Annotated in this window: 25 protein-coding genes; 6 read left to right on the forward strand and 19 right to left on the reverse strand. The window is 45.1% G+C overall.

The genetic code is table 11. The annotated features are described in order from the left end of the window. Positions 1-102: 102 nt before the first annotated feature. The 6 genes from fbp to HQ865_RS09910 all read right to left on the reverse strand — a co-directional run bounded on the left by fbp (position 103) and on the right by HQ865_RS09910 (position 5812). Positions 103-1152 carry a class 1 fructose-bisphosphatase gene (fbp, locus tag HQ865_RS09885; RefSeq protein ID WP_173414743.1) on the reverse strand — a complete coding sequence of 350 codons (1050 nt, stop codon included), beginning with the start codon at positions 1150-1152 and terminating at the stop codon, positions 103-105. 24 nt (positions 1153-1176) lie between these two features. Beyond that, on the reverse strand, positions 1177-1668 hold the full coding sequence (locus HQ865_RS09890; protein ID WP_173414744.1) for a metallophosphoesterase family protein: 492 nt from the start codon (positions 1666-1668) through the stop codon (positions 1177-1179). A gap of 93 nt (positions 1669-1761) precedes the next feature. Further along, a complete protein-coding gene (locus tag HQ865_RS09895) occupies positions 1762-2469 on the reverse strand; it encodes a tRNA1(Val) (adenine(37)-N6)-methyltransferase (RefSeq protein ID WP_173414745.1) in 708 nt (235 codons plus the stop codon). 222 nt (positions 2470-2691) lie between these two features. Further along, on the reverse strand, positions 2692-3078 hold the full coding sequence (gloA2, locus tag HQ865_RS09900) for an SMU1112c/YaeR family gloxylase I-like metalloprotein (RefSeq protein ID WP_173414746.1): 387 nt from the start codon (positions 3076-3078) through the stop codon (positions 2692-2694). Positions 3079-3183: 105 nt separating this feature from the next. After that, on the reverse strand, positions 3184-5409 hold the full coding sequence (gene purL, locus HQ865_RS09905; protein WP_173414747.1) for a phosphoribosylformylglycinamidine synthase subunit PurL: 2226 nt from the start codon (positions 5407-5409) through the stop codon (positions 3184-3186). A 196-nt stretch (positions 5410-5605) separates the two neighbouring features. Then, on the reverse strand, positions 5606-5812 hold the full coding sequence (locus HQ865_RS09910) for a hypothetical protein (protein WP_173414748.1): 207 nt from the start codon (positions 5810-5812) through the stop codon (positions 5606-5608). 160 nt (positions 5813-5972) lie between these two features. On the opposite strand from HQ865_RS09910, the gene HQ865_RS09915 reads away from it, so the two are divergent. Then, entirely contained in the window at positions 5973-7352 is a 1380-nt protein-coding gene (locus HQ865_RS09915) for an MATE family efflux transporter (RefSeq protein ID WP_173414749.1), read from the forward strand. Between the two features lie 106 nt (positions 7353-7458). Here the strand turns inward: HQ865_RS09915 and HQ865_RS09920 are convergent, their stop codons facing one another. The 5 genes from HQ865_RS09920 to HQ865_RS09940 form a co-directional block, all read right to left on the reverse strand. Then, positions 7459-8361 carry a histone deacetylase family protein gene (locus HQ865_RS09920; protein ID WP_173414750.1) on the reverse strand — a complete coding sequence of 301 codons (903 nt, stop codon included), beginning with the start codon at positions 8359-8361 and terminating at the stop codon, positions 7459-7461. Between the two features lie 40 nt (positions 8362-8401). Beyond that, positions 8402-9688, reverse strand: coding sequence for a kynureninase (gene kynU, locus HQ865_RS09925; protein ID WP_173414751.1), 1287 nt, complete (start codon positions 9686-9688; stop codon positions 8402-8404). Between the two features lie 64 nt (positions 9689-9752). Next, positions 9753-10355 carry a DNA-3-methyladenine glycosylase gene (locus HQ865_RS09930; protein WP_173414752.1) on the reverse strand — a complete coding sequence of 201 codons (603 nt, stop codon included), beginning with the start codon at positions 10353-10355 and terminating at the stop codon, positions 9753-9755. Further along, positions 10352-11005 carry an alpha/beta fold hydrolase gene (locus HQ865_RS09935; RefSeq protein WP_173414753.1) on the reverse strand — a complete coding sequence of 218 codons (654 nt, stop codon included), beginning with the start codon at positions 11003-11005 and terminating at the stop codon, positions 10352-10354. The genes HQ865_RS09930 and HQ865_RS09935 overlap by 4 nt, the downstream gene beginning before the upstream one ends. Further along, positions 11005-11481, reverse strand: a complete 477-nt coding sequence (locus HQ865_RS09940; RefSeq protein ID WP_173414754.1) for a GAF domain-containing protein — start codon at positions 11479-11481, stop codon at positions 11005-11007. The genes HQ865_RS09935 and HQ865_RS09940 overlap by 1 nt, the downstream gene beginning before the upstream one ends. Before the next feature lie 42 nt (positions 11482-11523). Here HQ865_RS09940 and HQ865_RS09945 point away from each other — a divergent pair, with 42 nt between their 5' ends. Both HQ865_RS09945 and HQ865_RS09950 read left to right on the forward strand, forming a co-directional pair. Next, positions 11524-12141 carry a hypothetical protein gene (locus HQ865_RS09945; RefSeq protein WP_173414755.1) on the forward strand — a complete coding sequence of 206 codons (618 nt, stop codon included), beginning with the start codon at positions 11524-11526 and terminating at the stop codon, positions 12139-12141. 11 nt (positions 12142-12152) lie between these two features. Beyond that, a complete protein-coding gene (locus tag HQ865_RS09950) occupies positions 12153-12401 on the forward strand; it encodes a hypothetical protein (protein WP_173414756.1) in 249 nt (82 codons plus the stop codon). 326 nt (positions 12402-12727) lie between these two features. Here HQ865_RS09950 and HQ865_RS09955 read toward each other — a convergent pair whose 3' ends face one another. Then, positions 12728-13444, reverse strand: coding sequence for a Dph6-related ATP pyrophosphatase (locus HQ865_RS09955; protein ID WP_173414757.1), 717 nt, complete (start codon positions 13442-13444; stop codon positions 12728-12730). Positions 13445-13611: 167 nt separating this feature from the next. Here HQ865_RS09955 and HQ865_RS09960 point away from each other — a divergent pair, with 167 nt between their 5' ends. Continuing rightward, the gene (locus HQ865_RS09960) at positions 13612-14361 is read left to right on the forward strand and encodes an SDR family NAD(P)-dependent oxidoreductase (protein ID WP_173414758.1); all 750 of its coding nucleotides are present in this window, start codon (positions 13612-13614) and stop codon (positions 14359-14361) included. A 107-nt stretch (positions 14362-14468) separates the two neighbouring features. Beyond that, a complete protein-coding gene (locus HQ865_RS09965) occupies positions 14469-15047 on the forward strand; it encodes a TetR/AcrR family transcriptional regulator (protein WP_173414759.1) in 579 nt (192 codons plus the stop codon). Between the two features lie 72 nt (positions 15048-15119). Here HQ865_RS09965 and HQ865_RS09970 read toward each other — a convergent pair whose 3' ends face one another. Beyond that, complete coding sequence (locus HQ865_RS09970) at positions 15120-16073, reverse strand: D-2-hydroxyacid dehydrogenase (protein ID WP_173414760.1); 954 nt, start codon at positions 16071-16073, stop codon at positions 15120-15122. A gap of 81 nt (positions 16074-16154) precedes the next feature. After that, positions 16155-17222 carry a 3-phosphoserine/phosphohydroxythreonine transaminase gene (gene serC, locus HQ865_RS09975; RefSeq protein ID WP_173414761.1) on the reverse strand — a complete coding sequence of 356 codons (1068 nt, stop codon included), beginning with the start codon at positions 17220-17222 and terminating at the stop codon, positions 16155-16157. Positions 17223-17514: 292 nt separating this feature from the next. Between serC and HQ865_RS09980 the strand changes: the two genes are divergently transcribed. Beyond that, positions 17515-18717, forward strand: coding sequence for an MFS transporter (locus HQ865_RS09980; RefSeq protein ID WP_173414762.1), 1203 nt, complete (start codon positions 17515-17517; stop codon positions 18715-18717). Positions 18718-18776: 59 nt separating this feature from the next. Here the strand turns inward: HQ865_RS09980 and gldC are convergent, their stop codons facing one another. From gldC to HQ865_RS10005, 5 genes are all read right to left on the reverse strand, one after another. Continuing rightward, positions 18777-19106, reverse strand: a complete 330-nt coding sequence (gldC, locus tag HQ865_RS09985; protein WP_173414763.1) for a gliding motility protein GldC — start codon at positions 19104-19106, stop codon at positions 18777-18779. Positions 19107-19110: 4 nt separating this feature from the next. Continuing rightward, positions 19111-19386, reverse strand: a complete 276-nt coding sequence (locus HQ865_RS09990; protein WP_173414764.1) for a hypothetical protein — start codon at positions 19384-19386, stop codon at positions 19111-19113. Positions 19387-19400: 14 nt separating this feature from the next. Beyond that, positions 19401-20744: a DEAD/DEAH box helicase gene (locus HQ865_RS09995; RefSeq protein WP_173414765.1), complete on the reverse strand. Its 1344-nt coding sequence runs from the start codon at positions 20742-20744 to the stop codon at positions 19401-19403. Positions 20745-20862: 118 nt separating this feature from the next. Next, entirely contained in the window at positions 20863-21312 is a 450-nt protein-coding gene (locus HQ865_RS10000) for a DUF3592 domain-containing protein (protein ID WP_173414766.1), read from the reverse strand. 84 nt (positions 21313-21396) lie between these two features. Next, complete coding sequence (locus tag HQ865_RS10005; protein WP_173414767.1) at positions 21397-23025, reverse strand: acyl-CoA carboxylase subunit beta; 1629 nt, start codon at positions 23023-23025, stop codon at positions 21397-21399. Between the last annotated feature and the right edge of the window lie 200 nt (positions 23026-23225).

Consider the following 23225-nt stretch of genomic DNA (forward strand, 5'->3'; position numbering starts at 1 on the left):
CATCCCGAGCGATAGCGAAGGATCCCAAACTTTGCATATCCGCTATATTAAACGGGGATCCTTCACTATCGCTCAGGATGACGGGTTTGTTTATTGCCGGGGTTACTGCACCGATACCACTCCCTCAAAATTAGTTTTGGTTACCTGCGGCGAGAAGCAAGCCATCATCTCCTCGGCCTTTTTTACCATGTGTTCAGAGCCGATAAAGATGGCCGAGCGTTGGTGCAGTTCGGTTACATCCAATTCTAATATGCGCTGATAACCATCACTGGCGCGGCCACCGGCTTGTTCAATAATAAAGGCCATGGGGTTGCATTCGTAAACCAAACGCAGTTTACCTTTTGGCGATTTGGCAGTGATCGGGTAAATAAAGATCCCGCCTTTGATCATATTACGGTGCAAGTCGGCTACCATAGATCCGGTGTAACGCGAGGTGTATGGGCGATACGTTTTATCATCCTCAACCTGGCAAAACTTAATGTATTTCTTTACGCCATCAGGGAAGTGAGCGTAATAACCTTCGTTAATGGAATAGATGACACCATCTTTAGGGATAGTCATATTAGGGTGCGATAAACAAAACTCACCTATCGACGGATCAAGCGTAAAGCCGTTTACCCCCTTACCTGTAGTATAAACAAGCATGGTTGACGAACCATAAATAACATAGCCGGCTGCAACCTGTTCGGTACCTTTTTGCAATACATCTTCCATTGTAGCTTCGCCCTCCTTGCTTTTGCGGCGGAAGATGGAGAATATAGTACCCACCCCTACGTTCACATCTATATTTGATGAGCCATCCAAAGGATCAATAGCCACCACATATTTGGCGTTTTTAGATATTTCATGATCGATATAGATGTACTCGTCGTTTTCCTCAGACACCACGGTGCAACACTCGCCCCCGCTTTTTAATGCCGAGATAAATTGTTCGTTAGCATATACGTCCAATAGTTTTTGTCCCTCGCCCTGCACATTAATGCTGCCCGCGTCGCCTATAATGTCTGCCAAACCAGCCTTATTAACCTCACGGTTCACCAATTTGGCGGCAATGCCAATATCGCGCAATAAACGCGAAAGTTCGCCTTTGGCATAAGGGAAGTCGGCTTGTTTTTCAATAATGAACTGGCCCAGGGTTTTAACTACCTTCATATGTACTTAGTGTATATTTTACAGTTACTTTAACAACTCTACTGCTTCTAAGGTATGGATTTTTTCGTCAGAAACACAAAATTTTATTAAGGTTCTTACTTTATGCCAGCCCTGTTTTCCAGCGGCTCCGGGGTTAATATGCAGGCATTTTATCTTTTCGTCGAACATCACCTTTAAAATATGCGAATGCCCGCAGATAAAAAGCTTCGGTGGCTTAGTGTATATTTCATTTCTGATGGCAGGATTATACCTCCCCGGGTAACCGCCAATGTGCGTCATCCAAACATCCACGTCCTCGCACATAAACCGCAAATGTTCGGGGAATGTCTTGCGCAGGTCCCCGCCGTCGATATTGCCATACACGCCACGCAGCGGTTTCAGGGCCGATAAACGGTCGGCAACTTCCATTGTGCCAAAGTCGCCAGCATGCCATATCTCGTCGCAATTATCAAAATGCCGCAGGATATTATCGTCTATATAGCCATGCGTGTCAGATAGTAAGCCAATTTTAGTCATTTGTCAGTTGTCATTTGTCATTAGTTCATTCCGGAATTATCGACAAGGCCAAAATGACCAATGACAGCGCAGCGAAATGACCAATGATCATATCTAAGGAAAGATCGTGAAAAATTGTTGTAAAGCCATACAGTACTGTCCTGTGTATTGTTTAGGTGCATCATAAATAACAAAATCGTTTTGCTGTAGTTTTGTTTCTGTCAGGCCAAAAACTAATAGCTGCCGGTGCGGTTCAGATTGGGGGTACGAGCCGATATTTATCAGCTGCTGCAAATTTAAACCATATTGTTGGGCTTGATGCTTAACCAGCTTGGCTGTATCTATCGGTAATACCAGCCAAAACACACCGCCTGTTTGCAAATGAGCCGACACGCCCGAAAGCATATTATCAAACAAAGCTGCATCGGCATGTTTAGCCAGTTGCTTCCCCGCCCCCGGCGATTTTAGCGAGTTGATATAGAATGGCGGGTTGGAGACAATCAGGTTATATTTCTTATCCGGGTTATCCTCAAAAAAACGCTCAAAGGATAAAGCATATACTTTCAGCCGGCCTGCAAATGGCGAAGCTGCAAAATTAGCCTTAGCGGTTTGTGCTGCGCTTTTGTCTATTTCTACCGCATCGATACTTGCCGTGGTAAAGCGCTGGGCCAGCATCAGTGCTATAACGCCTGTTCCGGTACCAATGTCTAATATATCGCCGGCATTTTCCGCAGCGGCCAGTGCGCCTAACAATACGCCGTCGGTATTGATCTTCATGGCGCAACCGGTTTGGTCTACACTGAATTGTTTGAAATGGAACATTAGGCGAAGCTATAAATTAGGATGTAAAACCGGCACGCTTACTTTATGATTTAAATTTTCATTTTCATTGCCGTTGGCTTTAGCCAACGGATTACCTGGCCGGATAAGGGCTTTAGCCAAACTCAGTACATTTTGGCTAAAGCCATACAAATAATTGATGCTAACCGTTGGCTAAAGCCAACGGCAATGAATTAGTGAGTTGGGTAATATTAACTTGTAATACTACTTCTCATAAAACTCTACAGGTAACCCATCCGGATCGGCAAAAAAAGCAAAGCGCTTGCCGGTATGCTCATCTACCCTTATCGGTTCGGCTATTACCATATGGCGATTTAGCTCCAACACAGCCACTTCTATATCATCCACCTCAAAAGCCAAATGGCGCAAACCCGCAGCTTCAGGCCGCGATACCCTTTCAGGCGGATCGGGAAATGAAAAAAGTTCTATCTGATATAAACCACCAACAAACAGGTCAAGCTTGTACGAATCGCGTTCGGTGCGGTAAACTTCCTGTACGATATCCAAACCTAAAACTTCGGTGTAAAAGTGTTTGGATACTTCGTAATCCGAACAGATGATGGCGATGTGGTGTATGCGGTTGAGTTTCATTTTCTTTATTAGCTAAAAGCGTAAAGCAAAAGGCAGAAAGCTTTTGACCTTCTGCCTATTTGTAGTATATGTTTGGCTTTCTGCTTTAAGCCTTATGCTTTCAGCTTACTCGCCTAGTATTACGTGCAATACGTTATCGTAAACCAGTTTTACGTCCTGTATGTTGCCATATAGTTCTTCGTCAATCATCAGGTTACCTTCACGGGCTACGGTACCCAGCAGGCTAAATTCAACCTCGCTGGTAGCCATCAGCTCAACAAAGCGCTCCTGGTCGGCCGGGGCAACGCTTACTACAATGCGGCCCTGTGCTTCGCCGAACAGGAAGGCATCTTTACGAATGCTGCTATCGGTAGTAATATCAAAGCCTAAGCCATTTGGCATGGCAGATTCTACCAGTGTGATAAACAAACCACCATCGGCCACATCATGCGCCGATTGGATGATCTTGCTGCTGATCAGCTGTTTGATCACCTGATGGGTATCATATTCTTTATCGATATCAAAATATGGTGCAGGTGCTTTCAGTATCTTATGGTACGATGCCAGGTATTGCGATGATGCGATATCATTTACCGATTCGCCGATCAAATAGATCAGGTCATCCGGCTGTTTAAAGTCCGAACCCATGATATTGCTCAGGTCATCCATTACACCCAGCATACCAATAGTAGGTGTTGGGAATACCGGGCCTTCATCGCTCGATTGATTGTAGAAACTCACGTTACCACCAGTTACCGGGGTTTCAAATTTGGTACAGGCTTCGCCCATGCCTTTTATAGCGCCAACAAACTGCCAGTAAACTTCAGGGATGTAAGGGTTACCAAAGTTCAAACAGTTAGTAATAGCTACCGGCTCGCCACCGGCACAGGTAATGTTACGGGCAGCTTCGGCAACTGCAATGGCGCAACCTTTTTGCGGGTCGGCGTATACGTAGCGGCTGTTGCAATCAACGGTAATTACAATCGCTTTATCGGTATCCTTCACCGCAACCACAGCCGCGTCGCTTGGGCGGTTGGTGGTCATGGTAGCCGTACCGATCATCGAATCGTACTGGTCGGTTACCCAACGTTTCGATGCGATGTTAGGGTGCGATATCAGGTGTTCGGCCACGTCTTTCAAATCAGCCGGAACAGGTACATCATCAATGTTAAATTTCTGATTTTCGGCATAGTAAGCCGGCTCGCGGTACTCGCGCTGATAAACCGGGGCGCCGCCACCTAATACCAAATCATCGGCAGGTACATCTGCAACCAGCTCGCCGTTCATGTAGTAGTGCAGGCGCTGGGTATCGGTCACCTCGCCTATTTGCACGCAGTTCAAATCCCATTTATCAAATATAGCCTGCACCTCAGCCTCGCGGCCTTTGTGCACTACGATCAGCATACGCTCCTGCGATTCTGAAAGCAGGATCTCAAACGGCTTCATATTATCCTGGCGGGTTGGTACTTTATCCAGATCGATACGCATACCATGCTCGCCTTTAGCGCTCATTTCCGAGTTTGAGCAAATGATACCGGCAGCGCCCATATCCTGCATACCCACAACGGCGCCGGTCTTAATTACTTCTAAAGTAGCTTCCAGCAACAGTTTTTCCTGGAAGGGGTCGCCTACCTGTACAGCCGGCAAATCGTTCACCGAATCTTCGGTAATATCTTTCGACGCGAAAGCCGCGCCATGGATACCATCCTTACCTGTAGCCGAACCCACAATGTAAACCGGGTTGCCCACACCATATGAGGTAGCCGAAACGGTCTCGCCTGCCTTAACAATACCGGCCGAGAAAGCATTTACCAGGGGGTTGATGTTGTAGCAATCGTCAAAAAACAATTCGCCGCCAACGGTTGGGATACCAAAGGCGTTGCCGTAGTGGCTGATACCTTTTACCACACCTTTTACCAGCCATTTGGTTTTATCCAGGCTCAGATCGCCAAAGCGCAGCGAGTTTAGTTGAGCGATAGGACGGGCACCCATGGTAAAAATATCGCGGTTGATACCGCCAACACCTGTTGCAGCGCCCTGGTAAGGCTCTAAAGCCGAAGGGTGGTTATGCGATTCTATTTTGAAAGCGCAGCCAACGCCATCGCCAAGGTCGACAAGGCCGGCATTTTCCTCACCTGCTTTAGCCAGCATGCGCGGGCCATCTTTAGGCAAAGTTTTTAACCAGGTGATAGAGTTTTTGTACGAGCAGTGTTCGCTCCACATTACCGAGAAGATAGATAGTTCGGTAAAATTTGGCACGCGGCCCAGTATTTCATTTATGCGATCAAATTCGGCAGGCAATAAACCCAGATCTTTAGCGGTTTCGACGGTGGTCAATTGTTGATTGTCCAATGTATGACGTGTTTGGTAAGACTTGCGCAAAAGTAGGAAAAATGTGGTGTAATGTGTGGTGTTTTGTGAATTTATGTGTGAAGAAGTACACCTAATTTCCCACAAACTTCACAATAATTCCCTCAATAAAGATTGTAAGGATAAATACAAGCAGGCGACTTAATGCTGTATTTAATGGTTTTTTCAAAAATGAACGTCAGTATTTCATCGCGCCCGATAGCCCCGCTTTCCCTCCAGGTTTTTCACGGCGCACAATTCCGGCCCCGGCAAAAGCTTTCTGCACAATCGGGTTTCGGTTTAACAGCTGGCAAATTTGGCTAAAGCCATTTTTCTGAAGCTCTTTACCCGCCCCATAAATGGGACGGCAATGAATTACACTCTGTAGATTAATCATCTGTTTCATTGCCGTTTGGCTTTAGCCAACGGTGTTAAACAGGCAGATAAAACTGGCTTTAGCCAAAATGGCGAACTCAGTTAAACAACACCTATAGCCACGTTTCTTCACCTCTCAGCATTTCAACCTTACAACAATAAACCCTACTTTTGCCACGCCCCTGCCAATTATGAAAACCCTTTATAACAAATACAAACCGCATTATCGCGATAACCTTAAACTGGCCATACCGGTAGTGATATCGCAGGTGGGCCACGTACTTACACAGGTGAGCGATAGCGTAGTGATAGGCCATTTCGCGGGCACTATTCCGCTGGCCGGGGTGTCCCTTGGGAATAATATTTTCATTGTGGTACTGGTGATCGGCCTTGGTATCAGTTATGGTATCACTCCGCTGATCGCACAACATAACGGTCGTGGTAACCATGCAGAGTGCGGGCGTTTGCTGGCCAATAGTCTTTTCATCAACATTATGTCCAGCATTATTTTCTGCGCGCTCATCATCTTTGGTGGCGAGTTGATATTGCCGCATTTAGGTCAATCGCCGCAGGTTATCGAACAAGCTCAGCCATTCCTTAATTTGCTTGGCTTATCATTTATCCCCATGTTGATCTTCAACACCTTTAAACAGTTTACCGAGGGATTGGGCTTTACCAAACAGGCTATGCAAATATCAATTTGGGGCAATGTGATCAATATCGTGCTGGGCATCACGTTTGTTAAAGGCTTATTCGGCATTACGCCTATGGGTATCCGCGGCGTGGGCTATAGTACACTGATAGACCGCTGCATTATGGCCGTTGTGATGGGCATTTACGTATTCCGCTCGCCAAACTTCCGCCGATATTTAAGTGATTTTAAACTTAGTTTTATTGAAAGGGCACGCAGCATGCAAATATTAAAGATCGGCATCCCCGTTTCCTTACAATATGTATTTGAAGTGAGCGCCTTTGCCGGGGCCGGTATTTTGATGGGCACCATCAGTCCGGTGGCACAAGCAGCACACCAGGTAGCACTTAGCATGGCATCCATGACCTATATTATGGCCAGTGGCGTAGCATCGGCAGCGGCTATAAAATCAGGCAACCATTTCGGTGCTAAGGATCATGATAACCTGCGTTCATCAGCCATATCCAGCTATCATATCGTTATTGTATTTATGAGCATTACGGCGGTAATGTTTGCCCTTGGCAACCAGCTTTTGCCGTGGATATATACTTCAGACAAAGCCGTAATAGCCATTGCAGCACAATTACTTATCATCGCAGCGGCATTCCAGTTATTTGATGGTACACAGGTAATTGGCCTGGGTATTTTACGTGGTATGGGCGATGTGAATATCCCGGCATTCATCACTTTCCTGGCTTACTGGATATTGGGGATACCGGTTGGTTATCTGCTGGGCATCCGTTTTCATTTAGGCGCTATCGGCATATGGTACGGGTTGACTTTGGGGTTGATGGTCGCATCGTTATTGTTGTTTATCCGTTTTCAGGGTATCAGTAAGAGGTTGAAGTATCAGGAAACGGCGATTATTGAGCGGGATTAGAAACCTATTCGTCATCCAGAGCGATAGCGAAGGATCCCCGGTTAGCAGAGCGAAAATGCATTGTTTGGGATCCTTCGCTATCGCTCAGGATGACGTACTTTTCTGATCAAAAATACAACTCATCCGCCACCCGGAAAGTATTGCAATGCGCCTCTACAATATCCTTTATCTGCGGCGAATATCCCCCGCCCATGCTTACTTCAACGGGTATTTTATATTTGATACATTGCTCAAATACAAAACGATCACGGGCTTTGCATTCTTCAATAGTTAGGGATAATTTGCCCAGTTTATCGGTAGCCAAAACATCTACTCCCGAAAGGTAAAATATAAAATCAGGCTTTTGTTGTGCTATCAGATTCGGCAGGGTATCGTACAGGATGCGCAAATATTCCTCACCATTTACGCCATCCGGTAAAGAAATATCCAGGTCAGACTTTTCTTTTCGGTAAGGAAAATTATTAGCCCCATGCATGGAAAAAGTGAACACCCGCGGTTCGTTCTCAAATATCTGCGCGGTTCCGTTACCCTGGTGCACATCTAAATCAACAATTAAGATAGATGAGGCTAATTTATTATGCAATAACCAATTAGCTGCCACCGCCTGGTCGTTCAGCATGCAAAAGCCCTCGCCCCAGTTAGTACCGGCATGATGCGTACCACCGGCCGCATTAAAAGCTACGCCATATTTGATGGCATACTGACAAGCGTTGATAGTCCCCTGCGAGATGCGGCGGCAACGTTCTATTAATCTTTCTGATAAGGGCAAACCGATACGGCGTTCTTCCAGTGGGGATAAAGTGAGGTCGCGTAAACCTTTCCAGTAAGCGGCATCATGCGTCCACAGGATAATTCCTTCGTCCACCATTTCCGGTTCGAAAAGGTTTTCGGCGGTGATCAATCCTTCGTGCAGCAATTGCTCGGGTATCAACTCATACTTCAGCATCGGGAAGCGGTGCCCTACCGGCAAAGGGTGCGCGAATACGGTGGAGTAAGCGATCTTGAGCATTAGTTCATAGTTGATAGATCATAGTAACCATACTTGATCGCTAAAACAATTGATCGGCCGCTTCTGATAGTAATTTACCTGTTCGGTACACATCCATAAATGTATTATAAAGCGGCACCGGGCTTAAGCGGATCACATCTGGTTCGCGCCAGTCGCCTATTACGCCGTGTTCGGACAGGTAGTTGAACATCGCTTTACCGTTCTGCTTGCAGATGATGGATAACTGGCAGCCGCGTGCCGATGCTTCAGCCGGTGTAATGATCCTGAATAGTTCTCCGCCTTTCCGTTCATTGATACCATTGATCAGAAACTCCAAATAAGGCGTAAGGAGCAAACTTTTTTCACGAAGCCTATCTATACCAGCCGACTTGCCAAAAACGCCCAGGGCGGCTTTATGTGCAGCCATAAGCAATATTGGCGCGGTACTTACCTGCCAACCATCTGCTCCCGGTTCGGGATCGAAGCCTTTGGCCATTTTAAATTGAGTGGCTTTGTTGTTGCCCCACCAACCGGCAAAGCGGTTTAGCTTGTTATTGCCAAAATGTTTTTCGTGCACAAATATCCCACTGATACCGCCCGGCCCCGAGTTCATGTATTTGTACGAACACCAGCAGGCAAAATCAACATCCCAGTTGTGCAATTGCAGGGGCACATTTCCTGCGGCATGCGCCAGATCGAACCCTGCATATACACCCACGGCGTGTGCGGCCTTAGTAATGGCTGGCATATCGAAGAATTGCCCTGTGTAATAATTTATCCCCGCAAACAGCACCAGGGCCAACTCACTGGCATTATCGTTAATGGTTTTAATGATATCTTCGGTACGCAAAGTATACTCGCCTTCGCGTGGGAAGATCTCTATAATGGCATCATCCGGTTCGAAACCATGAAAACGCACCTGGCTTTCTATCGCGTACTGATCGGACGGAAAAGCACCCGCTTCCATCAATATTTTATACCTTTTATTATTTGGCTGATAGAAACTTACCATCAGTAAATGAAGATTTACTGTAAGTGAGTTCATTATGGTTATCTCTTTTTCGCCTGCGCCCAATAAGCCGCCAAGCGTGCCTTTTAACTGCTGCTGATAGGCCAGCCATGGGTCGCCGCCATCAAACCAGCCTTCTACCCCTTTACTTGCCCAATTCTGCATTTGCGCGGCAATGCTATCCGCTGCCGCTTTGGGCTGCAAACCAAGTGAATTACCGCACAGGTAAATAGCATCCTTGCCACGATGCTGCGGTATAATAAACTCATCGCGCAGATGTTTCAGGCTATCCTGATCATCTAACTGCTGTGCAAATTCGGGAGTGTTCTGGAAGTTCATCGGGGCCAATATTACATTTTTAAGCTGAAAGGTAAAAGGCTAATCTTTAATCAGCGATTACTGATCACGACCTGGGCTTACTTACATACGGGTTGCCCTTTACATAAAAGCGATACGGCAGTAAAGCATCATTACCAGCATAATCTACACCTACACGTGGGCCTGCTACAATGGCTTCACCAGGAAAGGTTAACCCCTGATCTTCTATCCACAGGGTATCACTTTGCAAACTGATGGCATTTATTTTACGCGATATACCCAAAGCCTTAGCCACCGAGCCGGGCCCCATAGTAATATTGGGCTTAATGACGGCCATATTGCGCCGGGCCTGCATTACAGCTAAACCAATAGTGGGGTTGATGGCACGGATAAGGATAGCATGCGGCTGTCCTTCTACCGAGGTTACCACGTTCAGCATTTCGTGAATACCGTAACACAGGTACACATAAGCCACCCCGCCTTGCATAAATATGGTACTGGTGCGCGGCGTTCGCCGGTTACCATAAGCGTGCGAAGCCCTATCGATAATGCCATTATAAGCTTCTGTTTCAATAATGTATCCACCGGTAACTAAACCATCAATACAGGTAAACAGGTATTTGCCGATCAGGTCGCGGGCCAGAGCCACGACATCATTGCTGAGGTAATATGAGGGCTGTAATTTCAATTATTAATGATCTGTTTTAGTATGTCGTTTATCTCGCGCGCCCGGTCGAATATCATGATGTGCGTACCGCCTTTGATGATGGTTGCGCCTTTTATTTCACGGTAGTTGAATACCTGGTCATGGTCGCCGGTGATATGATAAAGGTTTTGCGGGATGGTTTTGTTTTGCCAGTGCAGGGCAGCGCCCATGGCCCATTTAATAAAAACCGGCGAGGTATTTTGCAGCATACTGTTGAACATGTAAGCATCTACCGAATACATTTTACCGAATATGGGCGCTATCAAACCACCCATTTTGGCAAACAGGCCGCCGGGTATCAGCCGATGTACTGGCAGGTATTTGAACAGTTTAAAATAGAACGGTGCTTCATTGATGGACTTGATACTGCTAATCAGTATCACCTTATTTAACTTTACTTTATTGGCTATCTCTACTCCCAGCATCCCGCCAAGTGAATTACCGATAACGATATCATTATCCCTGATATTATATTTATTAATAAGCTGTTGCGCATAATCACTTAAAGTATCACCGCGCGATGGTTCTATCCAATCGATATAGATCAGTTCATCATCGGGGCCGCCGGCTTTGATATTTTTGTAGATACGTTTATCGGCGCCTAGACCGGGAATCAGAAAGATGCGGGCCATTAAAAGTTAATCAGTTTGATGATTTGCGCCAGGTATTGCGCGTCAGTCTCGTCGAACAGATCAAGTTCTGACGCGTCGACATCCAGCACACCAATTACCTCGTTGTTTTTAAATATGGGTAGTACAATTTCAGACTTGGATAACGAGCTGCAGGCAATATGACCGGGGAATGCTTCTACATCGGGCACGATCAGCGTTTGGGCCTGCTCCCACGATGAACCACAGACTCCTTTACCTTTGTTGATGCGTGTACAAGCCACCGGCCCTTGAAAAGGGCCTAATACCAACTGACTATCCTTTACTAAATAAAAGCCCACCCAAAACCAGTTGAACTGTTCTTTTAAAGCGGCGCATACATTGGCCATATTGGCTACTAAATCGGTCTCGCCGTAAAGCAATGCTTCAATTTGCGGGATGAGTGATTGGTATTGTTCGGCCTTGCTGGTCGATGTGCTGATGCTTAAATCTTCTGCCATAGTATTACAGCTATTTAATATATTTAACGCAAAAATACGGTTATGGAAACAATCCTTAAGCAACGAAGATTTATTGTGACAAAATTATTTGAATTAACAGACAGGTCGCTAAAGGTTACTGTTTCCACACTCACAAGTTCTAATGCCATAGAGATTGATTTTGAAAACATAACAACAAAAATCAGCCACCAAAAAGGGCCTAAACGTATACCGACTATTTTTACCGGACTTTCTTTGGCTGGACTAATTATATGTATTTTATCGCACTTCCTTGAAAAAAACGGCTCCAAAACAGAAGATGTTTTATTCTATTTTGTAGTATTTGTGGCGTGCGCCCTGATAACATACCTGAGTTATGAAAATGAATTGAATCTCCTATTGATACACGGCACAAAGCTTACCTTCTTCGCAAATTCCCCTACTAAAAAAACGGTTGAGGATTTCTTATCATTGATAAAAAAACATCAAAAGGAATACCTTTTAAACCGTTATGCAACTGCAGATGACCTTTTATCGCAAGAGCAACTGGCAACTAATTTACGCTGGTTATTAGAACGTAACATTATTGACAGCGAAGAGTGTGAAGTTTTAAAACAAAAGCTAATTATTCCCAAAACTGAACACGTCAAAACTGTTGGTTTTACTTTTGGATCTAATTAAGAAACATATACATGAGAATAATTGCCGAACTGCCACACCCCGATTTTAAGATCACCATTATGAGCATGAACCAAAAGTTTATTGTGAAGATGGAGAAGGGGGTATACGAACAAATATTTAAAGTTGCCGAAATGGATTTAACCGACGGCGTAAACAGCGTATTTGAATTGCTGGACGAAGCGTTCCTGGCCAAAACAGGCGAGCGTTTCAGGGAGATGCATAATGATTACCGAGAAGCGTATGGGCGGTATAATTATTAGATGCAACTATCTATATTACAACGCATTACTATCATAAAAACATCAAAACAGAATTTTATTTGGCAAAATCAATACCAAAACACGCTATCATGCGCGTTATTTGAAGTTATTTTTCCTTTTTTTGATACTTATATACTGAAATATAATTAGTTATAAAGTATTGAAAAATTATGTTCGGTGGGTAAATATGCCAAATATGTGGGAGGTTGTGGGCTAAAACAACATTTTGTCATTGCGAGGAGCGTAGCGACGCGGCAATCCCATAGGCAGGGCCACATTGCTTGTCCTATGGGATTGCCACGCTATCGCTCGCAATGACAGGATGCCTATAACGGCAGCAAATCACAATACCAAAACCCGCTCCTGCGCTCCGGATCATCTTTCGCAAGGCAGGTATCATCGGTATCTTTAGGGGCTTTATATTCTTTAAATACCCGCTCCCCTGTTTGGTATTTTATCTCGTTTTTAAATATCGGGCCTTTAAAGGCATAGGTATGAAACTCGCCGTTCTCGCCGCAAACATCTACATCGGGTGGCAGGGCGGCTATCAGTTCGGGGGTTATCTCCTGCCCTGCCAGGTGGCCTAAACGCTCCTGCGTGCAGGCTATTACGGTGCCGAAGCCAAGGTTAAGAAACTCATTGATCAGTTCGTGCGTATCACGTTTCCATAATGGATAGATACCGGTTAGCCCAACTTCGGCCAGGCGCTGGTCGCGGTAGGTTTTCAGGTCTTCCAGAAATATATCGCCAAAAATAGAATGGGTTATCCCCTCGCCTTTTAAGTGCATTAGGTGGCCGCGCATGGTCTCGTCGTACTCCTGCATACCCGGCATCTCGGGAAGGCGCACCTGGTAAAGCGGGATGCCGATTTCTTCGGCCTGGCGCAATAACAGTTCTTCGCGTACGCCGTGCATCGATATACGGTTCATGGCATCGTTAACCGTGGTGAGCAGGTACTTTATTTCTATATCAGGGTTTTGCAGGCAATGGTATAAAGCCAGCGCGCTGTCTTTACCGCCGCTCCAGTTGAAGATGCATTTCATAGTTAGAGATTAGGAAATAGCCAATTTCTGTCAGGTGCGAAATTATAGAAACATCTCCCATTTGTCATCAAATCCTAATCTTTTTTAAATCGGAATGATTATTCCAAAAACAGATCTACATTTGCGGAACGATTGTTCCAAAAATAAAAAAAACAATCACCATCACAATGAAAAAGTTAACAGAAAAAGTAGCAGTAGTAACAGGCGCATCAAAAGGTATTGGTGCCGGTATAGCAAAAGGTTTGGCAGCAGAAGGTGCCGCGGTAGTGGTAAATTACTCGTCGGATAAAACCGGAGCCGAAAAAGTAGTAGCCGATATTGTAAGCAATGGCGGCAAAGCGGTAGCCGTACAAGGCAACGTATCTAACCAAGCCGATGTAGATAAGTTATTCGCCGAGGCCAACCAAAACTTTGGCGGTGTAGATATATTGGTTAACAATGCCGGTGTTTACCAATTCGGCGCTATTGAAGATATCACTGCCGACGAGTTCCACCGCCAGTTTAACACCAACGTATTGGGTTTATTATTAGTAACCCAGGGCGCGGTAAAAAGCTTTGGCGATAAAGGCGGCAGCATCATCAATATCAGCTCTACCGTAACCCGCATCACGCCTCCGGGTAGCTCTATCTATACCGCAACCAAAGGCGCTGTAGATTCGATCACACAGGTATTATCAAAAGAATTAGGCCCTAAAAACATCCGTGTGAACGCTATTAACCCGGGCATTGTTGAAACTGAAGGTACCCATACCGCTGGTTTTATTGGCAGCGATTTCCATGCTGAAGCTATAAAGACCACGCCGTTGGGCCGTACCGGTCAACCGGATGACATTGCGCCTATTGCTGTGTTCCTGGCATCAGAAGATTCTAAATGGTTAACCGGCGAGACCATGATTGCCAGCGGCGGCATGCGTTAATTGCTTAAAAACTAACGCTTAGGTATGCAAGCATAGGCGCTTAGTTTAATTATTGACCCAAAAAATCAATAGCTTTGCCCTTTAATAAAGGGTAAAGCTTTTTTATTATGGCACGCACAAAGCTTTTTGACGAGGACGAGGTACTGGATAAAGCGATATGCCTTTTTTTGCACAAAGGCTACAATGGCACATCTATGCAGGATTTGGTAGATGGCCTTGGCATTAGCCGCTCAAGCCTGTACGATACCTATGTAGATAAGCATACCCTGTATGTAAAGGCGCTGGAGCGTTATCAAAGCGCCGGGGGCAGCAAAATTTGCAATATTGTAAGTGATGATACGCCTGCTAAAGAAAAAATCAGCCATCTGCTGAAACTATTCACCGGTAATTTATTGAATGATGCGCCGCAAAAAGGCTGCTTACTGGTTAGTGCCGAACTGGAGATGGCCCCGCACGATCCGCTGATTAACGAGATGATCTGCAAGAACGAGCAGCTATTGGAGGATGCCTTTCTTCGGGCTATACAAAAAGGCCAGGAAAGCGGCGAGATCAGTACTAAGCAGGACGCTAAGGCCCTCACCCGGTTCTTTTTAACCACTGGTAAGGGATTGCGGGTATCTACGCAGGAAACCGACCCTGCTTTTTTTGAGAATATTATTCAAACGGCGTTGCTGGTTTTGAATTAAACAAAAAAGGCCCTGCAAATGCAAGGCCATATCCACTAAGGGATTGTTTTGGGTAATTGTGAGGGTGATATCTTATTGCTTGAAATGATTAATGATCAAGCTGGCTAATTCAGTTCCGATACGTTCCTGGGCCTCGTTGGTAGCCGCGCCAATGTGCGGCGTTAACGAAATTTTAGGGTGTTTCAGCAAGATCTCATTAGGGGTTGGCTCGTTATCATAAACGTCCAGACCGGCGAAACTTACTTTACCGCTATCTAAAGCTGCCACTAAAGCAGCTTCGTCAATCAGGCCACCGCGCGAGCAGTTTACAATGGCAACACCTTTTTTCACTTTCTCAAATTCGGCAGCGCCCAATATTGGTTTCTCGATGAATGGCGTGTGCAGGGTAATAAAATCAGAGTGTGCGATGATCTCTTCCTGGGTAGCGGCTTTAACAGCTACATTTACTTTAGTGCCGCCACAACCTAAAACAATCTCTACTTCAGGATTGAACGGAAACAGGTCGTAAGCCAAAACATCCATACCTAAGCCAATGGCAATTTTTGCCACCTCGCGGCCAATACGGCCAAAGCCCAGGATACCGATGGTTTTGCCACGCAGTTCGATACCTTTTGCATAAGCTTTTTTCAGGTCGTTGAATTTGGTAGCACCTTCAACCGGCATTTTGCGGTTGCTGTCCTGTAAAAAGCGGATCCCGGTGAACAGGTGCGCGAACACCAGCTCGGCTACGGATAATGATGATGAAGCCGGGGTATTATAAGTAGGGATGCCTTTTTCTTTAGCATACTCCACATCAATATTATCAACACCTACACCACCACGACCGATAACTTTCAGGTTAGGGGTAGCATCAATCAGGGCTTTACGCACTTTAGTAGCGCTGCGTACGGTAATTACATCGTACTCGTTTAAACGTGCAGGCAGTTCATCCTGCGGGATATTGTTGGTATCAACAGTAAAACCTGCTTCTTCCAGCAGTTTTTTACCAATCGGGTCAATACCGTCGTTAGCTAATATTTTGATCATTTCATTCCAGTTATTAGAGATTAGAGATTAGAGATCAGGCTGAAACCTACTAATCTCTAATCTCTAATCTCTGGTCTCTAATTACTTATTCTTCTCTGCAAATTCCTGCATGGCTTCAACCAGTACGTATACGCTGGTAATTGGCAACGCGTTGTAAATGGATGCACGGAACCCGCCTGCGCTGCGGTGGCCTTTAATGCCCTCAATACCGCGTTCTTCGGCAAATTTCAGGAATGGCTTTTCGTGCTCAGGGTTTTCTACCAGGAAACAAACGTTCATGTGCGAACGGTCTTCTGGTACGCAAACACCTTTGAATAATGGGTTACGGTCAATTTCTTCGTAAAGTACGCGGGCTTTTTCCTCGTTCTCTTTTTGTATGGCCTCAACACCACCTTTAGCTTTTAACCACCGCAGGGTAAGCATCGATACATAGATGGCAAACACCGGCGGGGTGTTATACATCGAGCCACCATCGATCTGTGCCTGGTAATTAAACATCGATGGTATCTTACGGTCAGCTTTGCCCAGTAATTCGTCTTTAACTATCACCAAAGTAGTACCGGCAGGGCCCATATTTTTCTGCGCGCCGGCGTAGATCAAACCAAAATCGGCAACGTTAACCTTGCGGCTGAAAATATCCGACGACATATCGCAAACCACCGGTATCGGCGATGCAGGGAACTCCTGTAACTGCGTACCGTAGATGGTATTGTTTGATGTAAGGTGCAGGTAAGCGGCATCGGCAGGTACGGTAAAATCTTTAGGGATATAAGTAAAGTTTTTATCCTTAGCAGTCGCGATAACTTCTACATCGCCAAAGTATTTAGCTTCTTTTAGCGCCTTGTTGGCCCATACGCCGCTTTCTACATAGGCCGCCTTGCCGCCTTCCGGCAACAGGTTGTATGGTACCATAGCAAACTGGGTGCTGGCACCACCCTGTAAAAACAGTACAGAATAACCTTCCGGCACGCCTAATTCTTCTTTAACAAGTTTAACAGCTTCGTTTAAAACACCCTCAAACTCCGGCGATCGGTGCGATATTTCAAGGATAGATAAACCAATTCCGTTGAAATCCAGCACGCCGGCGGCGGCTTGTTTTAATACCTCTTGTGGTAGGATGCCCGGTCCGGCACCAAAATTATGTTTCATGTTATAATTGATTAAATGATACCCCTATTTTAGCCATAGGGTTTCAAGACGCCCCGAAGTTAAATAATTGTAATATAATTTTGATGATAAAATATCCTATTTGTTGCAAAAAAATCAGAAATGTGGATAATTTTATAAGTCTTTCATAATTTAACATCAAAATACCCACTATTCCAGTCGGCATTATCGAATATTTTGCCATATTGATAATTTTTTCCACATCGGGGTTATTCCTTCACAAACAACATTCAAATGATATATCAAAAGGGCGGTAAACCTATCTTTGTTTCAGATGTTATCCCCTATCCAATTATATAAGCAAGCATATTCCGGTCTTTCCATTAATAGCTGGTACTTGTCGCTGGTTATCCTTATTAACCGAAGCGGCACCATGGTTATCCCTTTCATGACCATTTATTGTACACAGCAGTTACATTTCACAATTGTACAAGCCGGTTACATTTTGGGGATATTCGGCTTAGGTTCCATCAGCGGCGCTTTTTTAGGCGGTAAGCTCACCGATAAATATGGTTTTTATGATGTGCAGGTAGGCGCCTTGCTATTAGGCGGCTTGTTGTTTATTACTTTAGGATTCCAGCGTACATTTCCTACACTGGCTGCCTTCACCTTTATTCTAAGTCTTTGTAACGAAGCTTTTCGGCCGGCAAATTCTACGGCTATCGCCTATCACAGTTCGCCTGAGAATAAAACGCGGTCCTACTCGCTTAACCGCTTGGCTATTAATCTGGGATGGTCGGTTGGTGGCGCAATCGGCGGCTTCCTGGCATCAATCAATTATCATTTGTTGTTTTGGGTTGATGGCTGCACCAATATACTGGCGGCCATATTTCTATTGAAGCTATTGCCACGCTCTGGCTTTACAAAAACCACCAAAGTGGTATCCGGCGAAAATATCCCCACATCGGCCTATCGGGATAAAATATACCTGGCCTTTATAGCCATGGCCATATTATACGCCACCTGCTTTTTCCAGCTGTTTACTATACAACCCTTATTTTACAAAACCGAGTGGCACTACAGCGAACGCTTTATTGGCGGGTTGATGGCATTGAACGGGATATTAATAGCCTTGTTCGAGATGGTGATCATCAGCAACCTTGAAGGGAAAAGGCATCCGCTGCGTTATATTATTATAGGTGTTATGGTTACCGGGATAGCTTTTTTAAGCCTTAATTTATTACCGCCAGTCGTATGGTCTGGCATAGTGGTATTGGTAGTAATTACCGTTGGGGAGATGATGAGCATGCCATTTATGAACGCCTTTTGGATAGTCCGCACATCCGAGCATAACCGTGGGCAATACGCGGCGCTATATTCTATGTGCTGGTCTATGGCACAGATACTGGCGCCTACGGTTGGCAGCCAGATCATTCTTTATGGGCATTTTACTGCGCTTTGGTGGGTGCTGGCCAGTATGTGTTTGATCTCGGCCTGTGGGTTTACGGTATTGTATCGATATATTGATAAGTCTTAAGTTAGTAGTCTAAAGTCCTAAGTCAAAAGACTTAAAACTTTAGACTCCCGACTTAGAACTTACCGGGTAATTTCCATTTTATCAGCAAAGTGGGCGCAATAATCGCGCAAGTCTTCGATGATATTTGTTTCGCCTGTAGCCTTCAGGAAGCTATCGCCCAGGGTTAACAGGGTTTCGTGGAAGAAGCGTTTCATCTCATCAACCGGCATGTCTTTGGTCCACAGGTTAATGTGCATGGTGTTTTTGTAGTTATGGTCCCACACAGCCAGGTTCATGGCTTTTACAGGGACAGCATCTTCGTTATTTCCATCGGTTGATTGCCAGGTGATCTGCTCGGGCATATTCTGATCATCAAGCGTTACAAGTAATTTTATTTCAGCAGTTTTCATTCGTTTATTTTCGTACAAGTAAAAATATAATAACAGCCAGGGCCATAAAGCTTAGCTCTATCACCCAAACCTTTTTAGTATCAGGGAAAAAGTTGCGGAACATCAGGTCCATCACAAATATCACAAAGGCAAACAGCAGAAAAATCCAAACGATCTGGTTGCCTAAATGCAACTGCTGATATTGAACACCGGCTATGCCTGCTCCGTACAACCATATATATACGGCCAGGAATACAAAAAACGCACTGGCAAAGTTTAACGGAGTAATTCTGAATTTCATTTTATGGTGATGGCTTAGCGTTTTTTCTTTTGTCGTTTTGCGGCTTTGGCGTGTGCGGTACGTGGATCAGCCTTTTTCTTAGCCTCGTCAAATTTCTTGCGTTGGTTTTGCGTCTTCTTCTCGTGAAAAGCCCCTTTAAAATCAGGATTTTCCTTACGCTTTTGCATATCTATCTCGCGGTCCTGGTTTTGTTTTTCCTCGTAAGGGGTTTGTTCAACAAATACACCATCCGGTATCGGGTAAACATCCACCGTTTGACGGATTAGTTTTTGGATCTTGCCCATATAATAAACCTCGGCCGGGTTGCAAAAGGTTATCGCCTCCCCGCTTTGCAACGCGCGACCGGTACGCCCGATACGGTGCACATAATCCTCGTAAACTACGGGCACATCAAAATTGATCACATGGCTCACGTTGCTTACATCTATCCCCCGCGATGCCACATCGGTTGCTACCAGTATCTTCACCTCATCCTCTTTAAAAGCATTGATGGAGTTAATACGGGTGTTTTGCCCCTTATTGGCATGCAATACCTTAACCTGTTTTTCATCGTACTTACGGGCCAGGTATTTGTAGATATCCTCGGCGACTGTGCGTGTTTTGCAAAATACAATTAGTTTGCTGATGGCGTTCTCCTCTGCATCAAGCAGGCTCCTCAGCACGTTGATCTTGGTTTTGATATTGGGAACGTAATACAGCTTTTGTGTGATGGTTTGCGCAGGGGTAGCCTGCGGTGTAACCTCTATCACGGTGGGGAATTCAAGAAAATTCCCGGCCAGTTGATGTACTTTATCAGACATGGTAGCCGAAAACAGCAGATTCTGCCGTTTACGGGGTACTATTTCCAGTATACGGTTAATTTGGGGCATAAAGCCCATATCCATCATTTTATCAGCTTCGTCAAGTACCAGCACCTGCAGGGTTTTGGTTACGATATTCCCGGCCAGGTAGATATCCATAAATCGGCCTGGAGTGGCGACGATAATATCGACACCTTTTTTGATATTCTCAATTTGCGTTTTTGGGCCGAGGCCACCGTATAGCACAACAGTACGCAGGTCGGTATATTTAGAATAAGCCTTGATGTTTTCCTCGATCTGCATAGCCAACTCACGTGTTGGCGATACTATCAAAGCGCGCGGATGTTCGCCCTGGGCATATTTCAGCTTCATGATGATGGGTAACACGTAGGCCGCCGTTTTACCGGTACCAGTTTGCGCAATACCCATTACATCCTGCCCGTTCAATATCGACGGGATGGCTTTTTGCTGCACAGGGGTTGGTTCGGTATAGCCGGCATCGGCTATGGCGTTTAATACCTGCTTATTAAACTTAAAATCATCAAAGGCTGCTGCCATAGGCGGCAAAGATAGGGTTTTTGATTGAGGTGAACGGTAAAAGCTGAAAGGTGGAAGGGTTTACTCTTGTTTTTATGAGGATTAGTTGACAGTAAATTTCAATTCCAACATAAATTCTTTAACCCAATCTGTACTCCCCTTCATAATGCATGTCGGGGTTATTAGTATATATGGCTAATAAACTCAGTGCAAGCATTACTATTCCAATAATCAAACAAAATAAAAATATATAGGGTATTTTTTCCTGATTATAAATGATACAATTTTCTGGATCGCGGGGATCATATATCACATTAACGGTATCAGCCGTAGTATACTTTGCACCATCGGGCGCAATAATATTTGTCTCTTTGATTATTTGTCGGCAATCACCAGTTGTAAACTTTACTACAAGAAACATTTTTTCACCGATGTCTTCTCCGCCATCCCGCTTAACTAAATCGCAAATGTTGCCCTTTATCCTGATGCCCGATTTTTTTAACTTAACAAACCTCGTCAATTGATAAAGTCCGGCGCATAAAAACAGAGTGCCAATTATTAAAACAAGATAATCAGTATCTATACCCATTTGATAATAAACATTATTGTAAATATGGCCTTAATATAATCGTTATCAATTATAAGATGGATGTCAAAATAATCGCAGCCATAATTACGTCTGAATTATCCCCACATTAAAAGCCTTTTCTATCGGTGCATGATCGGCCGCTTCTATCCCCATCGATATCACCTTGCGCGTTTCCAGCGGATCGATAATACCATCTACCCAAAGCCTTGCAGCGGCGTAATATGGCGTGGTTTGTGAATTATAACGTTCGGTGGTTTGTTTCAGCAGTTCATCTTCCTTCTGCTGATCGATCCCTTCGCCTTTGGCCTTTAAACCGGCCGACTGCATTTGTACCAATACTTTGGCCGCCTGCGTGCCACCCATTACCGCTATTTTTGCCGATGGCCAGGCATAGATCAGCCGCGGATCGTAAGCTTTGCCGCACATGGCGTAATTGCCCGCCCCGTACGAGTTGCCTACCACAATGGTAAACTTGGGCACTACCGAATTAGCCACCGCGTTCACCATTTTGGCGCCATCTTTAATAATGCCGCCCTGTTCGCTGCGGCTGCCTACCATAAAGCCAGTAACATCCTGCAAAAATACCAGCGGGATCTTCTTTTGGTTACAGTTCATAATAAAGCGGGTAGCCTTATCGGCCGAATCGGAATAGATAACACCACCAAACTGCATCTCCCCTTTTTTAGATTTCAGCACCTTACGCTGGTTGGCCACGATGCCTACCGCCCAGCCATCTATCCGGCCCAGGCCACAAATAATTGATTGCCCATATCCTGCCTTATACTCCTCAAAGTCCGAATTATCCAGCAAGCGATAGATGATCTCCATCATATCATAAGGTTTCTCCCGGTTATCGGGCAGGATACCATAGATCTCTTTTTCATCTTTTGCCGGCGCGGCAGGCTTTATCCGGTCGAACCCGGCTTTAGGCGAATGCCCGGTCATGCTCATGATATTGCGGATGCTATCCAGGCACGCCTGGTCGTTGGGGTGTTTATAATCGGTAACACCCGATATTTCGCAATGGGTGGTAGCGCCGCCCAGGGTTTCGTTATCCACATCCTCGCCAATAGCCGATTTTACAAGGTACGAACCTGCCAGGAACACCGATCCGGTTTTATCAACTATCATGGCTTCGTCGCTCATGATAGGCAGATAAGCCCCACCTGCCACACACGAACCCATAATGGCCGAGATCTGGACGATACCCATGCTGCTCATCTGTGCGTTATTGCGAAAGATACGGCCAAAGTGCTCTTTATCCGGAAATATCTCGTCCTGCAAAGGCAGATAAACTCCCGCCGAATCGACCAGGTAAATGATTGGCAAGCGGTTCTCCATCGCTATTTCCTGCGCACGCAGATTTTTCTTGGCGGTGATGGGAAACCAGGCGCCGGCCTTTACCGTAGCATCATTAGCCACTACCACACACTGCCTGCCCGATACATAACCAATACCGCATACTACCCCTCCTGATGGACAGCCACCATGCTCGGCATACATGCCGTCGGCTACAAAAGCACCAATTTCAAGCCAGGGTTTATCTTTATCAAGCAGGTAGGTAATGCGTTCGCGGGCCAGCATCTTGCCTTTTTCTTTTTGCTTGGCCGCGGCCTTCTCGCCGCCGCCTTTGTATATCTGCTTTAAACGTGTACTTACATCAAAAGAAAGGTGCTTATTAACGTCTTCGTTCTTGTTGAATTCGATATCCATAATTGGTTTTTAGCTTGCCCAATGTTAAACAAAATATCGCAAACAAATACTATGCACGCATAGTATTTGTTTGCGATCGGATTTAATTTTCAATTAATTTTTTATTTTGTATAAAACCTGTTACATTTGTTATATACTCATCCTGCCGAAAAGCAATCATTTATTTTTTTTTAGAATGTAACGCGTTGCAAGCCTACGGC

The organism is Mucilaginibacter mali, assembly GCF_013283875.1.
Taxonomy (GTDB): Bacteria; Bacteroidota; Bacteroidia; order Sphingobacteriales; family Sphingobacteriaceae; genus Mucilaginibacter; species Mucilaginibacter mali.

What these genes read in the sequence shown, in the direction of transcription:
- HQ865_RS09910 (WP_173414748.1), bottom strand. Translation starts at nt 5,812, where the DNA reads ATGAAACAGATGATTAATCTACAGAGTGTAATTCATTGCCGTCCCATT.
- HQ865_RS09935 (WP_173414753.1), bottom strand. Translation starts at nt 11,005, where the DNA reads ATGGCCCGCATCTTTCTGATTCCCGGTCTAGGCGCCGATAAACGTATC.
- HQ865_RS09915 (WP_173414749.1), top strand. Translation starts at nt 5,973, where the DNA reads ATGAAAACCCTTTATAACAAATACAAACCGCATTATCGCGATAACCTT.
- HQ865_RS09990 (WP_173414764.1), bottom strand. Translation starts at nt 19,386, where the DNA reads ATGAAATTCAGAATTACTCCGTTAAACTTTGCCAGTGCGTTTTTTGTA.
- gldC (WP_173414763.1), bottom strand. Translation starts at nt 19,106, where the DNA reads ATGAAAACTGCTGAAATAAAATTACTTGTAACGCTTGATGATCAGAAT.
- HQ865_RS09965 (WP_173414759.1), top strand. Translation starts at nt 14,469, where the DNA reads ATGGCACGCACAAAGCTTTTTGACGAGGACGAGGTACTGGATAAAGCG.
- HQ865_RS09980 (WP_173414762.1), top strand. Translation starts at nt 17,515, where the DNA reads ATGTTATCCCCTATCCAATTATATAAGCAAGCATATTCCGGTCTTTCC.
- fbp (WP_173414743.1), bottom strand. Translation starts at nt 1,152, where the DNA reads ATGAAGGTAGTTAAAACCCTGGGCCAGTTCATTATTGAAAAACAAGCC.
- HQ865_RS09940 (WP_173414754.1), bottom strand. Translation starts at nt 11,481, where the DNA reads ATGGCAGAAGATTTAAGCATCAGCACATCGACCAGCAAGGCCGAACAA.
- HQ865_RS10000 (WP_173414766.1), bottom strand. Translation starts at nt 21,312, where the DNA reads ATGGGTATAGATACTGATTATCTTGTTTTAATAATTGGCACTCTGTTT.
- HQ865_RS09960 (WP_173414758.1), top strand. Translation starts at nt 13,612, where the DNA reads ATGAAAAAGTTAACAGAAAAAGTAGCAGTAGTAACAGGCGCATCAAAA.
- HQ865_RS09950 (WP_173414756.1), top strand. Translation starts at nt 12,153, where the DNA reads ATGAGAATAATTGCCGAACTGCCACACCCCGATTTTAAGATCACCATT.
- HQ865_RS10005 (WP_173414767.1), bottom strand. Translation starts at nt 23,025, where the DNA reads ATGGATATCGAATTCAACAAGAACGAAGACGTTAATAAGCACCTTTCT.
- HQ865_RS09920 (WP_173414750.1), bottom strand. Translation starts at nt 8,361, where the DNA reads ATGCTCAAGATCGCTTACTCCACCGTATTCGCGCACCCTTTGCCGGTA.
- HQ865_RS09890 (WP_173414744.1), bottom strand. Translation starts at nt 1,668, where the DNA reads ATGACTAAAATTGGCTTACTATCTGACACGCATGGCTATATAGACGAT.
- HQ865_RS09945 (WP_173414755.1), top strand. Translation starts at nt 11,524, where the DNA reads ATGGAAACAATCCTTAAGCAACGAAGATTTATTGTGACAAAATTATTT.
- kynU (WP_173414751.1), bottom strand. Translation starts at nt 9,688, where the DNA reads ATGAACTTCCAGAACACTCCCGAATTTGCACAGCAGTTAGATGATCAG.
- HQ865_RS09955 (WP_173414757.1), bottom strand. Translation starts at nt 13,444, where the DNA reads ATGAAATGCATCTTCAACTGGAGCGGCGGTAAAGACAGCGCGCTGGCT.
- HQ865_RS09995 (WP_173414765.1), bottom strand. Translation starts at nt 20,744, where the DNA reads ATGGCAGCAGCCTTTGATGATTTTAAGTTTAATAAGCAGGTATTAAAC.
- HQ865_RS09895 (WP_173414745.1), bottom strand. Translation starts at nt 2,469, where the DNA reads ATGTTCCATTTCAAACAATTCAGTGTAGACCAAACCGGTTGCGCCATG.
- gloA2 (WP_173414746.1), bottom strand. Translation starts at nt 3,078, where the DNA reads ATGAAACTCAACCGCATACACCACATCGCCATCATCTGTTCGGATTAC.
- serC (WP_173414761.1), bottom strand. Translation starts at nt 17,222, where the DNA reads ATGAAACATAATTTTGGTGCCGGACCGGGCATCCTACCACAAGAGGTA.
- HQ865_RS09970 (WP_173414760.1), bottom strand. Translation starts at nt 16,073, where the DNA reads ATGATCAAAATATTAGCTAACGACGGTATTGACCCGATTGGTAAAAAA.